12 protein-coding genes and 1 pseudogene are annotated in these 11,828 nt (G+C 41.7%); 5 read left to right on the forward strand and 8 right to left on the reverse strand.

Features of this window, described 5'->3' with window-relative positions; translation table 11 throughout:
- Window positions 1–168, forward strand: a pseudogene (locus tag SHEWPOL2_RS20120) (IS5/IS1182 family transposase); the annotation flags it as partial.
- Between the two features lie 60 nt (window positions 169–228).
- Here SHEWPOL2_RS20120 and SHEWPOL2_RS20125 read toward each other — a convergent pair.
- The gene (locus tag SHEWPOL2_RS20125) at window positions 229–2,646 is read right to left on the reverse strand and encodes an Ig-like domain-containing protein (RefSeq protein WP_037431057.1); all 2,418 of its coding nucleotides are present in this window, start codon (window positions 2,644–2,646) and stop codon (window positions 229–231) included.
- Between the two features lie 10 nt (window positions 2,647–2,656).
- A complete protein-coding gene (locus SHEWPOL2_RS20130; RefSeq protein ID WP_037431060.1) occupies window positions 2,657–5,038 on the reverse strand; it encodes an Ig-like domain-containing protein in 2,382 nt (793 codons plus the stop codon).
- Between the two features lie 109 nt (window positions 5,039–5,147).
- On the opposite strand from SHEWPOL2_RS20130, the gene SHEWPOL2_RS20135 reads away from it, so the two are divergent.
- Complete coding sequence (locus SHEWPOL2_RS20135) at window positions 5,148–5,432, forward strand: hypothetical protein (protein WP_037431062.1); 285 nt, start codon at window positions 5,148–5,150, stop codon at window positions 5,430–5,432.
- Here the strand turns inward: SHEWPOL2_RS20135 and SHEWPOL2_RS20140 are convergent.
- Window positions 5,413–5,865 carry a hypothetical protein gene (locus SHEWPOL2_RS20140; protein ID WP_011711615.1) on the reverse strand — a complete coding sequence of 151 codons (453 nt, stop codon included), beginning with the start codon at window positions 5,863–5,865 and terminating at the stop codon, window positions 5,413–5,415. The two genes, SHEWPOL2_RS20135 and SHEWPOL2_RS20140, sit on opposite strands and share 20 nt — an antisense overlap.
- A 139-nt stretch (window positions 5,866–6,004) precedes the next feature.
- Here SHEWPOL2_RS20140 and SHEWPOL2_RS20145 point away from each other — a divergent pair, with 139 nt between their 5' ends.
- Complete coding sequence (locus SHEWPOL2_RS20145) at window positions 6,005–6,247, forward strand: hypothetical protein (RefSeq protein WP_041413326.1); 243 nt, start codon at window positions 6,005–6,007, stop codon at window positions 6,245–6,247.
- Window positions 6,248–6,249: 2 nt separating this feature from the next.
- Here the strand turns inward: SHEWPOL2_RS20145 and SHEWPOL2_RS23060 are convergent, their stop codons facing one another.
- Window positions 6,250–6,969: a hypothetical protein gene (locus tag SHEWPOL2_RS23060; protein WP_011711614.1), complete on the reverse strand. Its 720-nt coding sequence runs from the start codon at window positions 6,967–6,969 to the stop codon at window positions 6,250–6,252.
- 75 nt (window positions 6,970–7,044) lie between these two features.
- On the reverse strand, window positions 7,045–7,785 hold the full coding sequence (locus SHEWPOL2_RS22305; RefSeq protein ID WP_049796109.1) for an OmpA family protein: 741 nt from the start codon (window positions 7,783–7,785) through the stop codon (window positions 7,045–7,047).
- Between the two features lie 123 nt (window positions 7,786–7,908).
- On the opposite strand from SHEWPOL2_RS22305, the gene SHEWPOL2_RS20160 reads away from it, so the two are divergent.
- A complete protein-coding gene (locus SHEWPOL2_RS20160; RefSeq protein WP_011711612.1) occupies window positions 7,909–8,781 on the forward strand; it encodes a DNA replication terminus site-binding protein in 873 nt (290 codons plus the stop codon).
- Between the two features lie 143 nt (window positions 8,782–8,924).
- Window positions 8,925–9,830, forward strand: a complete 906-nt coding sequence (locus SHEWPOL2_RS20165) for a hypothetical protein (RefSeq protein ID WP_011711611.1) — start codon at window positions 8,925–8,927, stop codon at window positions 9,828–9,830.
- Between the two features lie 87 nt (window positions 9,831–9,917).
- Here SHEWPOL2_RS20165 and SHEWPOL2_RS20170 read toward each other — a convergent pair whose 3' ends face one another.
- The 3 genes from SHEWPOL2_RS20170 to SHEWPOL2_RS23100 all read right to left on the reverse strand — a co-directional run.
- Window positions 9,918–10,463, reverse strand: coding sequence for a hypothetical protein (locus SHEWPOL2_RS20170; protein ID WP_011711610.1), 546 nt, complete (start codon window positions 10,461–10,463; stop codon window positions 9,918–9,920).
- Between the two features lie 13 nt (window positions 10,464–10,476).
- Window positions 10,477–11,367, reverse strand: coding sequence for a hypothetical protein (locus tag SHEWPOL2_RS20175; RefSeq protein ID WP_037431066.1), 891 nt, complete (start codon window positions 11,365–11,367; stop codon window positions 10,477–10,479).
- A gap of 110 nt (window positions 11,368–11,477) precedes the next feature.
- The coding region (locus SHEWPOL2_RS23100) for a hypothetical protein (protein ID WP_037431069.1) at window positions 11,478–11,828 on the reverse strand (351 nt) is incomplete at its 5' end.

An 11,828-nucleotide genomic window follows, 5' to 3' on the forward strand; every position in this document is an offset into this window, starting at 1 on the left:
CACCAACGCTCCCTGTCAGAAACAGCTATGTATCGTTACAAGCAACTGATTAGCCCGAAATTGAGCCTGCGGGACTACAACGGCCAAGTCGGCGAGGCACTGGCTGGTGTGAAAGTGATGAACAAAGTCATAGGACTGGGTATGCCTATTCGCCAGAGGGTCAATTAATACCAGGAACCCTTTTAGGAAAAGGCATACCTAAGATTGATTTAGGCAACAACGCCCTTATCAGATGTTGCTCTTCACTTCTAATATTTCAAATAAAAACTGTGCCTTCCCTTTTTGACCGCTCGCCGCGGGATACACCGAAAATTTAACGACTCCCGAAGTAGCCACCGGGTTTAACGTTACCGTTTGACCTGGCTTTACCACTTGACCAAGTACCTGAACACTTATTTCTGCGTCAGTGCGTAACGTAAATAAAGCATCTTGCGGTCCCGAAGCGAGCTGGCTTTCAACTGTTCTCAGATCATTAATGACGACTTCACTGACAGGTTTGTCTGCAGAGCTAGCTAAATCCCTAGATACTGCAAGAGTGGTTAATGAGCCTACATTTACTATGTTAGGCGGCTGATAAGTAAAGCTCTTGCTACTAACGCCTTGGTTGCCAAAAACGTCGGTAGCTTTCACCGTTAAAGTATAAATCTCACCGGATGTAAGTGATGGGAAAAGCCTTGGATATTGCAATGAATACACGTTATTGCCTTTACTTACAGTGGCCAAATAAACCGTGTCGTTAGCTGAACCGCCGGAGATAATAACACTATCGATGGTGTAGCTTGATTCATCTGCAATGGACACTACCAAGTCATCTAGCCCGACAATTTCATTGAATACTGCACTACCGGAATTTGTAATGCTTATTGTTGGTGTGGCGTTTTCTACTTTGAATGTTTGAAGCGGGGACACAGTGGTAGGCCCGTGATTCTCGACCATCTCTAATTCTAGTGAATGGTTTCCAGTCGGCAGAGAATTTAAGTTAAAGACGTATTCCCAATTAACACCGTTGCGAATTGAACTAATAGGGTTTAAATATTTTGTACCATATTTAATTCTAGCGGCCTTCATGACTAACCTTTCAAACCAACTGCCTGCACCCGGTAGATAAACAAATGCAGTAAGAGTGTTAGTTGTCGTATCAACTTTAAAACTGGTCATTTGCGGGTATTGAGCATCGTTATAGGTTGATTCGCCGTAGCTGTAATTCGCGTAAAGTGTTCCCATCGGCAGGCCCACTGACACAACACCGATAGCATCGTGCAAATAGCCATATCCACCTTTGGTCATCTCATATGTTAAACCCGTTAAGCTACAAATTGACTCACCTGCTGGAATGTCGCAAGAATATCCACGAAAACTTGCGCGTTGCACGTAATCCCGCGGCTGCACCCGAAGCTCAAAATCAGTCATTGTAGCTGGCAAAATCGAATTATGATGCATGATCCCTGTCGTAATAGACATTCGAACGTCATTTAACAAAAATGTTGCTGACGTCAACACTGGGGATTTTGAAGCAGTTTCAGACAATGACAAATTGTATTGGATAGTGCCTGCCATCCATCGACCAAAGTCAACCCACTTAATTTGGTTTGCGTTGTTATATCCAAATGGCGCTGTCATATCAAAATAACCGTATTCACCATTAATTATAACATTTGTCGCTCCCACTGAGTTCGCGAGAGCAAGCCCCCCTTTCACTCCAGCGTCTCGAACGTTATCTACTGGTACTCTATATAACAATCGAACGGGGTTGGTTTTGACTGTCATGCCTGGAGTATAAGCTACAAAACCTACAAATGAACTAGATACACTTTCAGCCAAGTTTGCATCCGGGTCGAAGACTGCAAAAGGAGAAGATGGAGCCCCACCATAGTTGTCGTAATAGAATGTTTTGACAGTTGAACGAGTGATGTTACCTGCTGCATCATATAGCTGAGCCTGCATTGAATATGGATCAGAAGCGTTATTTGACGGTAATATATTTGATAAGTCTGTTTGTGCATTTATCACAGCTTTGAATGCTGCTTGGTCTATGACCATGGGTCTTGTTAATACGATGGAATCGGAATTTAGTTTTTGTACAATGACAGAACCTGAAACCGCACCTTTTACATCCGTTATCCAAATTTTCGAATCTTCGCCGGTGTTTTGTGTATTTAGCCACCAAATCTCATTCGACCCTGTTTCGGCACCATAATTGCCTGTTCCATTTCCATACCAGTCTCCAATGATAGGTCCCTCAGTATCAACTTCAACAACCTTTGTATACTGATCAATTGTTGTACCAGAACTGTTAATCGTTTCGATTTTAAGGCTATACAAACCATCCATCAATTTGGGGATAGTTATTGATTTTCCGTAAAATTCTCGTCCAGAAAAGCTTAACCTGTCAGAAACTCGAATAAAATCTGTGGTGTTGTTGAACACCGTCACTCCACTGGTGTTGATGACTGATAGCTTAAGTTTGTTATCAAGCCCTCCAGAGAGGTAAACCATCGCATCAGTTTGAGGGTTAATGAGCGAGCCCTCAGTGGTTTTCACTGTAGCGTTGGTGTCTGTATACGAAAAGCCTTCTACTGCCGCGTTAGCCATGCCAGAGCAGATGACGCTACACAGCCCTAAAAGTAATGATTTATTAATTTGCATGGCCTGCCCTTTAATTGGTAGAAGTGATTTGCGGAATGTCGATCATGAAGCTTGCCTGCCCTTTCACACCAGGAGAAGCAGAGTAAACAGGAATAACAACTTCACCTGTGATGCTGGGGATGATCGTGATTTGTTTAGTTTCCCCAGGTTGCAACACGCTACCAAGGATATTGACGTTGATTTTGGCGTCACTGCGTAACGTGATAAATGCCGTTTGAGCACCGGACGCGAGTTGTCCTTCAGCCGTTCTGAGCACACCAGTTTTAATTGATGTAATTGGGTCGTTTTGCGTGTTCTGCAGTTGTTTATTAACAGCCAAAGTCGTCATTTGCCCAACTTGCAATAAGTTGGCAGGCAAATACAAGAAGGTTGAAGTTAACGTCGATGCGTTCCCTGCTGTATCTTGAGCGGTAATATTGATAGTGTAAGTTTCATTCGCTTCCAAACTAGGGAATAAACGAGGGTAATTCAGGTCGTAAATACCATCACCTAAATTATTTGTAGAAACATAAACTGAATCCTTAGCAGCCCCTCCAGATAGCACAACCGAATTGATATTGGCTTCACTATCATCAGTAATGCTGATACGTAAACTCTCTAAACCATTAATGGTGCTTCCGTTTGTGATTTGCGCTCCAGAAGGCGATTGCAATCGCAAAACTGGAGGCGTAGTGTCGTTTAGATAATTGGATAGAATCGACTGTGTTACCCGATTACCATAGGTGTCATCTGCGTAAAACGAAATATTTTGACGACCACTTGGTAATCGATTGAGTTTAAAAGTAACTCGATGACGGCCGGTGCCGGTGATCACCCAAGAATCGGGAGATATTGCGAAGCCTAAACTAGATTGCAATCGGAAAACCTCTGTCTTCCACATTCCAGAACGCCAATCGCTAGTAGTGTTCGTGTCGTACACGTTTACAGTTATTGAATCATCAGTAACATTGACCGATTCGATTGTGGGAGCAATAAAATCCCAATATGTATACCAATAATTAAATTGAGCACTAAAACGTCCATCACTGACACCGTTCACACTTGAGTAGACCACATAGCTGTAGGGTGTATAGCCAAAACCAGACTCAAATACTCTGTTGATTGTAACATCGCAATAGGTTTCACCAATTGGGATAACACAGGAGCCTAAACCTGAAACAACGGCTAATTGTTCATAACCCATTTTTTCACTGTTTAGACGAAGCCTTACCACTTTTGTGTATTTGCCAACACTGATTCTTTCGCCCCCACTGCCACCTTCCTCACTAAACCATTGTACAGTGTCAGGTTGCTTAGTAGGCGAACGATCAACACTTGGGCCTAGGGTGAACTTGAAATCAGAAAGGTAATTGACTGAGTGAATGCCACTTTTCGTCAGCGCAACCCAATATGGGTTTACTGTAGGATATGAGACAGTAAATTCGTTATAGACAAAATCACCCTCTCGATAACCATAACTACTCCAACCATAATCCCCGTTTGCTTCCAACGTTTCAGAATAGGGCCGTCTATAGCGGACTTTTATCGGATTGTTGTAGATGGTCATCCAAGATGTGTACGGCTTCCACGTAGCACTTGAAGCATCATAAATGTCGCTACGAACTGGTAAGGGATATGAGGCTTTTTCGATAAACGAGCGAGCAGTAAAATCTGAATAATTACCTGCTGCATCAAAGACCCTAAAACCAGCCTGATACCAACCTCTATCACTGGGTAAAACCTCAGATGGTAGGGACGAAAGGCTCGCAGTGGAAGTATCTAAATCCAATTGAGCATTAATCGAATTTATTAATGAAAGGCTCACATCATCTTTCACAATGTAGAGAACATTTTTGAGCCCAGCACCTGTATCTTGAATACCTGTGAGTTTTAATTGGCCGAAATCCATAGGGCTATATGAAGCTAAAGTTCCACCGAAGGATCTATAGTTAAAAGCTAAATCAGAACTATTAGCTGTTGGTGCTTGAGTATCTATTGTCACCGGAATAGACCAAGAGCCAATCACATTCCCATCAACGGATAACAAGTCAGCCTGTAAGGTATAATTTCCCTGTGAATTAGGCGCAACTATAGAGATCTGTTTTCCGTAAAAGTCTTTTCCTTGAAATGTAATTCTGTCGGAAACACCAATCACACCCGTATTGACTTCGTTAAGCTTGACCCCACTAGAAAGCCAATATAGTTTTAGCTTTCGGTCAAGACCGGCGGACACATAAACATTCATTGAATGTTCAAGAACCGGGTTGATGGCCATAGCCGAAGCAGGTGTCAAAGTCGTCTGTTCTTGCATAACAGACGTAAAGGTCATACCTTCAATTTCCGCAAATGCAAAATGTGGCAAGGCTAATAACGCAGCCGCTAAAAGTTTGTAGCGATGCTGACTGAAATTCATAAGTGGCTCCTTCATCGAGAGCGATTATTTTAACACAGATAATTAAGTTTGCATGTTATTTAATCTAAGTTAAGATCTAACATAAACCATAGTTCTAGGTAGGAAATTCATGAAACTTATCAGACTGATTAAAGCCGTATCCATTTGTGCGATTGCTTCAGCTACGCTAAATGTCTACGCCAAAGATGATGGCAAGAAACGGCCAACCCTAAACGAATTGATGGCTGAAAATGCTTACATCGAACTTGCTGAACGTAATGAGCTCAGCAAGCCAGTTGTCTCTTCATGGGAACAAAAAACGATGAAATCAGAAGGTGGGAAAACCACGGAGGTTGTTGAGTCTTGGAAAGTCGAAACACGTATATACAGTAAGCCTAAGAGTGACAAACCTTAATCAGTTTTGCTAACTGCCCATGAACCTGCTCAGCTAATCCCCGCGAATTGGTAAGCACGATACTTTTGTCACTGAGAACCACGCGATAAGCGTTCATTGTACTTTCAATTTTAAGTTCATCATTGGCTAAGTTGAATTCTCGACTCCAAATGCGCCCCCCCCACAGTGTCAACTCGAGCAGGCAATCAGACTCGTAAAGATAAGACATATAGACCTTTTTCTTTAATCCAAGCGCCACCAACGCCCCCCCCCCAAGTACAACTATCCCAGCCCAAGGAGTTAATGAGTTATGGAGGTTGACGATCACAGACAACGTGCTGAAACCCACAATTGAGATCAACGAATAAAAAACTGAGCGAGGGTAAGGTGTGAATGAAGTACCAAACCATACTCGGATTTTAGGGTTGTTGTGACAAATTCTTATCGCATTCACAAAATTACATCTCCATATTTGAATTAGGATGGATTATAGTAGCGTCAATAACACAAATCTATAATGCTAAGGCATATGTAAATTGTTTATTTCATATTCAGAATTAGTGGACGAATGCGGTAAACTACTAGAGTCAGAAATGCCAGTAGTGCTAGTTCAAATTATTCATGCCCGAGGTCACAGCGCGGCCTACCATTTAAAACTGGGAGTTATCCCAGAATCAAATGACAAGATCATTGTTAAGTACCAACTTCCAAGCATGACCGATAATCCATCGGTTGCGCAGACGTGGATAGAGACTCTTCTGTCGCATTATCCTCAACTGGCTATCCACACCTACGGCGCTTTCAAAACTCATTCCTTGCCGATTGAAAACGCCTAGCACTACTGCTGGACAGGATAGTACGGCAGCTGTGTAAAGGTTTGAACGGTATTTAACAGGCAATGTGAGTCAATGTTAGGGTAATTTCGTGCAAATACATCCAATGCGTAGACCCCGAGTAAGTAAGCATCATCAAAGCTCACAGGAACAGCTTTTGGCTTCTTGCCACCCTCATTGATTGAGAAGAAAAACCCATTCTGTTGTCGCTTGACCGAGATGCTTTTGTTTTTCTGTGGGCCATGTGACTTAAACTCAATGAATGGAATGAATCCGAATAGCACGGCTAACAAATGCCGATATTCAGTCGCGGTGATTTGAATTATTGTCTTATCCTGCCAATCAAACTTTTTAGTGCCATCCCCCATTCCGTTTGCGCCTTCAATGTTCAAGGTGTGAAAACCTTTCTTAGTGACAGATGCGACGATGGTCAGCGCAGCGGCCTTACCGTGGATTTTTACCGATTTTTCAAATTCTGGAGCAGCTGCAGGCTGAACATTTTGAGCGCTTTGTGCGGATTGCTCTTCAAATCCGCGGCGATTGTCATGCTGGGGTTGGTACTGCTGATATTCATCATAATTTGCGGCCTCGTGGTGAGGCCCAATATTCATAGGGTTACCTTGGCGCGGTTGAAAATAATGCGTCTGCTGTTGCATTGGAGCAGATTGAGATTGGGCTTGTGGGGTTGCGTTGTAAGCGGGTTGGCTGTAATAGCTGTTATTCATTTTTAAATCTCCACTAATCATCATGACTATGATTAGACCAGACATTTCAAATGACGCAAAAATTGGCCTTTCGACTCAATAATACAACTCGACTTTACGCCACAACTTCAAATTGTCAGTATGACCGCTCATAAGTGGTGGCGAATACGAAGCCCCATAGCTAACGACGCTAATCAGTTCACTAGGCACCCCTTTGGTGACCAATTCGTTTTTTACTCGCTCCGCACGTTTGCGTCCAAGAGCAAGATTGTAATCAGCTGAGCCACTAATATCAGCATAACCAACAACCAGCACTCTACCGTGGGTTTTTAAAAGATAATCACGGTGCTTAGCCAAAACATATTGAGCCTCGGCAATATCGGAATAGCCGACAGCATCATACTCAAAATAAAGCGTTCTATCGGTGGGTTGGTGAATAATGATTTGGGCATCAGCATTGAATTGTTGCAGATCACGCTTTTCATCATTTGCAGCTGGCGCTTGCGTTGGCAGATAGCTATCACTGTAAGCAGATGAAACTGCTGCACGGTAAACATCACGATAGTAATTCATCATGGAGCTACGGCCATCATTAACAGCCGCATCTCTCGCCTTTTCCAATTCGAAAGCAAGATCGAGATCGCCTATTTTTCTCCCAGCATCAGCTGAAAGGTTCCGAACATCGTATCTTTGTTGATGCCTTACATTGATATTTTGATCATAAATTGTTTTACTACAGCAATCAGAAATTTCAGGTTTTTCAGTTGATACTGATACAGCACACGCTGAAAGCATCATGGCGAACAGTGATACTGTTGCTAGTTTGTTGATTTTCATCATATGGCCTACACAGTTTTCTAAACGCAAAGTTTTTAATATATAATAACATTTTTTTAGAAGAGTTCTAAGTTTTCAAATGAATCAGAAGAAAGGGAATTTCGGAATTTTACGAGGTAGACGGTGACTAACGCCGCATTCGACATTAACTCTTTTGATGTTTTGTACAACAAACTGACTCTTGAATTAATTGAACTAGCCAGTCATCTTCCTGATGCAGCTAGCAATCAGTCATTTTTTTATAAAATAACTCCTTCACCCCAAACATTTGATAAATTCAAAGTAGAACTATTTTCTGACATCAAAGCGCGAGGGTGGATAGCATCTTCCTTAACTCAAATGACGCTTTCTGAAGATTCAATCGGCAGAACCAGTATAACACCAGGTGTTATCATTTTCCCTCATTCAGAATATAACCATATAAATCAACTGATTGAAAAAATAAATAATACGAAAGATAACATTCAAGCGTTACTATCAACGCATGACCTACACAAGTTAAGAGCAACGTTAGCCCGGCAAAATACATTGTGCTCACTCGTTATGCTCACAAGAAAAATCCACGTTTTAAAATGCGAAGAAAAATCTACCATTTCAGTCTCTTGGTACATGAGAAGTGGAATGCGCGTTTTGAAAGAAAAGGATTTTTCAACAAGAATACAAAAAGCAGTGCAAAACAACATTCTGGAATTTTCAAAAGGAAATGAATATCTAGAAATTTTTCAAAAAAACCAAAAATCACATAGTTTTCGAATAAAAAGAAACATAATACCAACAACGATTTACAACATTTGGAAAGCTGGTAGTAGTAAAGAAAAACTGCAATACAACGGCCAAACACCTCTTTTCGTTTTCTCCGATTACGACATAAAGGTCAAACACTTAGAAAGTAATTACGGTACTAAGACACGTTCAAAACGCAATGATGCAACGCCTGACACGGATCTTCTCATTCCAGAATTACACATTTACATGTCAAAGATTAACAAGGAATAATTAACCTATAGAATATTTGAATTGTGTTTGTGAGAGATTTCGCACATACTCATAGATGAAAATCGTACTGAGTAGACAACTACCCTCTCAGGAATTTTACGAGCCTAGCCAGCGCGAAGCCGTCAAAAAATCGAGAAAACATCATGAATAGCAACAACGTACTTAAATTTCCGGTTACTGCACCACTAACGCACGTACCCAAGGATAACATCAAAAAACCAGAGCAAGTTGCTTCGGAGAAGATGATAACCTCACGGAAAGGGGTGCAGTTTTTATCTTATGAAGATTGGGTGGAGTATATAAAAGATCTCGGAGTTACCAGTCGTGCAGAATGGCTTAGATACGTCGAGGCTAATGAAATCCCTCCATATCTACCAGTGTCGCCATCATTATTCTATGGCCGTAGAGGATTATGGCAAGGTTGGGGGGTGTTGAACCCTAACGCACCTGTAATACCGCAATCGGAAGAAGATGACATTCATAGTCGCGGCGGCGTATTTGCTAGTTATGAGACATCTTCCGAATATGCCAAAGCATCTGGCATTAAAACAATGGCCGAATGGGTGGAGTATCACCAGAAGAATGAAAAACCTAAAAACATTCCTTCTGATCCTCGTTCTTTCTATACAAGAAAAGGTATGTGGCAATCTTGGAACCATTTCCTAGGAAATGAAGAACCTTATGATTACCACCAAAAAGGTACTCTTGAGAAAGTGAAAAGATGGTTTAAAGAAAATAACATCACCACTTCAACTCAATTTTTAGAAATGGCTGCAAATAAACAACTGCCTGACTTTGTGCCAGCAGCACCGACCATGTTATTCGGTGTCAAGTTCAAAGACCTTCTTGCTAAAAGACAAAAGTACGTCACTTTTAACCAAGCTAGTAAAGAAGTTAAGAAGTGGAATTGCAGCAGTATGTTGGAATTTAGAGCTAAACATCGCGAATTGAAAGCCAGTGGCAACAAACTAGCGACTCAAATTCCGTCTGCACCAGATCGCGTTTATAAAGACCTTTGGAAAGGCTGGACAAACTTCCTTCAAGGTTAATTTCCTAAAAAAAGCTGGGACATTCCCAGCTTTTTTATATCTTAATTTCAAAAATCTTCGAAAAGCCATTTTTAAAACGATTGTATATCAATAACTTGAAATCGTGTGTTCAAGATAAATTCCCAGCTTATCAAGCGCCTCAAAACTCATAAAGATCCTTGACATCTCTCCCGCATTTTTATGATTCATCGCTTTAGAATACTGGTCAAAAGCCTTTTGAAACTCCTGATTTTGCTCCAACCTCAAAACATTTTTATAAGCACGATCAATCACATCACCTCTCACTGTTATTGTTTTGCTGGCAACAATTCTAAATATCGGCTCCGACTGGCCTTCTATCACTCCTTGTTCAAAGGCTAAATCACTCCCGGTAACTTCATACGGGGACAAATTCAAAACCATCACAACTTCCCAAGGCTTTTCAATCTTGCGGCCTGACTGCATCAAAGCATCGTAAAGCGCATATTGAATCGATTTGATACTTCCTGTGTGCGCAAGCGAATCGGCGTCGTCGAATCCATGAACAATTAACCTGGACACACCATTACCACGATAATCAAACTCACCCGCAATGACATCTGTATTAGTTAACAACATAGTAATTATTAGCAGCGCGGCACTAATTTTTTGCATATAAAATCCATCCCTACTTCGACGGCATTGCCTGAATTGTTGCGCTCATACCTATGGGTACTTGCGTATTTTTCAAATTGTTGACAGATACGACCTTTTTACCAACTAAGATTAATGCTCCATCCATCCTTTTAATCATCTGTTGGTCAGGATATTTAATCTGTTGTTGAGGCTTATGTGACAGTACGGCATCAAAGACCTTATCTGGCCTTGAGCTAACATCATCTACCGTACCTAAAAAGGAACCCTTTACCCCACGGCGCCCGTAAGCGTCAGCGAGCATGACTTTGTATCGTATGACCCAATAATCCAAAAAGGTTTCAGTAGACACAAACTGATAGTCGGAGGGCATAGTGTTCTCATGATTGCCGGTGATCACAAACAAACTATTAGGAGTGCCATAAATTCTATCTTCTTTTTCTTTCAAATAGCGTCCATCAATCGGTGTCCAGTGGCGCCTATTCTGCGACGATAGATGAACATCCGTTTCCAACTGTTTTAACAGCATGGACTCGTCATAAGGACGAATGCTAACGGTTATATCTGCTTTAATCTCAATACCTGCAGGCAACACGTTATAGCCGAATTCAACACTATTTACAGAATACATATAAGAACTTGCAGTAACGACCTCATGCAATACCGATTCGTCATTAGATGATGACCTGATCAATACGCCCTGTTGTGCTGTAGGGTTTAATTTAGAGTAAATTGCTTTTCTCGCCGCTCGGTCAATTAGATCCGCCTTGAAATTGTTGAGTGACATTTTGCGGCCCACTGGTTTACCACTTAAATAACTCACACCCCATAAATCGGTTGCTGACTCTGTAACTGTTATCTCTTCAGCATTGGCAATACTGACTGAACTAAAACAAGCTGCCACTAATAGGCTAAATATCTTCAAAATTTTTCCCCTACCACTACATTTCCATCCATGCTACATCACTATTCAAAAACAACAAATTTCCCAAAAAAAACGGCGGTAAAAACCGCCGAATTTAAAACCTCAATCAATCAACGCTCCATCGTTGGCACGTTGCTATTGGAAGTGTCCATAGATGGTCCACCGCTACTACTGGAACCTGCGACAGAGTGACCGCTGGCCGCAACACCACCCACCAAATCAACACTGTTATAACTCACGTTTGAGGGTTGGACGTTGTTCCCAAATCCGCCCATTACAGAGAAATTGAATCCAGCTTGATTACCATCGAAGGCGAAAGGATTGTTCTCAACAACTGTACTTCCCGATTGCGTAGAATTTTCGGCAGGAGTTTCGACATAACGAACCTCTGGTTCACTTCTTTCAGGACTTGCTGTACTTACCGCATCACCCTGAGCCGTACTTGCTGGAGCTGCGCCTTG

The organism is Shewanella sp. POL2, from assembly GCF_000282755.1.
Lineage (GTDB): Bacteria > Pseudomonadota > Gammaproteobacteria > Enterobacterales > Shewanellaceae > Shewanella > Shewanella xiamenensis.

Bases quoted from the DNA above. Each gene is read 5' to 3' on its own strand.
- SHEWPOL2_RS20125 (WP_037431057.1), bottom strand. From the start codon at position 2,646: ATGCAAATTAATAAATCATTACTTTTAGGGCTGTGTAGCGTCATCTGC.
- SHEWPOL2_RS20130 (WP_037431060.1), bottom strand. From the start codon at position 5,038: ATGAATTTCAGTCAGCATCGCTACAAACTTTTAGCGGCTGCGTTATTA.
- SHEWPOL2_RS20135 (WP_037431062.1), top strand. From the start codon at position 5,148: ATGAAACTTATCAGACTGATTAAAGCCGTATCCATTTGTGCGATTGCT.
- SHEWPOL2_RS20145 (WP_041413326.1), top strand. From the start codon at position 6,005: ATGCCAGTAGTGCTAGTTCAAATTATTCATGCCCGAGGTCACAGCGCG.
- SHEWPOL2_RS23060 (WP_011711614.1), bottom strand. From the start codon at position 6,969: ATGAATAACAGCTATTACAGCCAACCCGCTTACAACGCAACCCCACAA.
- SHEWPOL2_RS22305 (WP_049796109.1), bottom strand. From the start codon at position 7,785: ATGAAAATCAACAAACTAGCAACAGTATCACTGTTCGCCATGATGCTT.
- SHEWPOL2_RS20165 (WP_011711611.1), top strand. From the start codon at position 8,925: ATGAATAGCAACAACGTACTTAAATTTCCGGTTACTGCACCACTAACG.
- SHEWPOL2_RS20170 (WP_011711610.1), bottom strand. From the start codon at position 10,463: ATGCAAAAAATTAGTGCCGCGCTGCTAATAATTACTATGTTGTTAACT.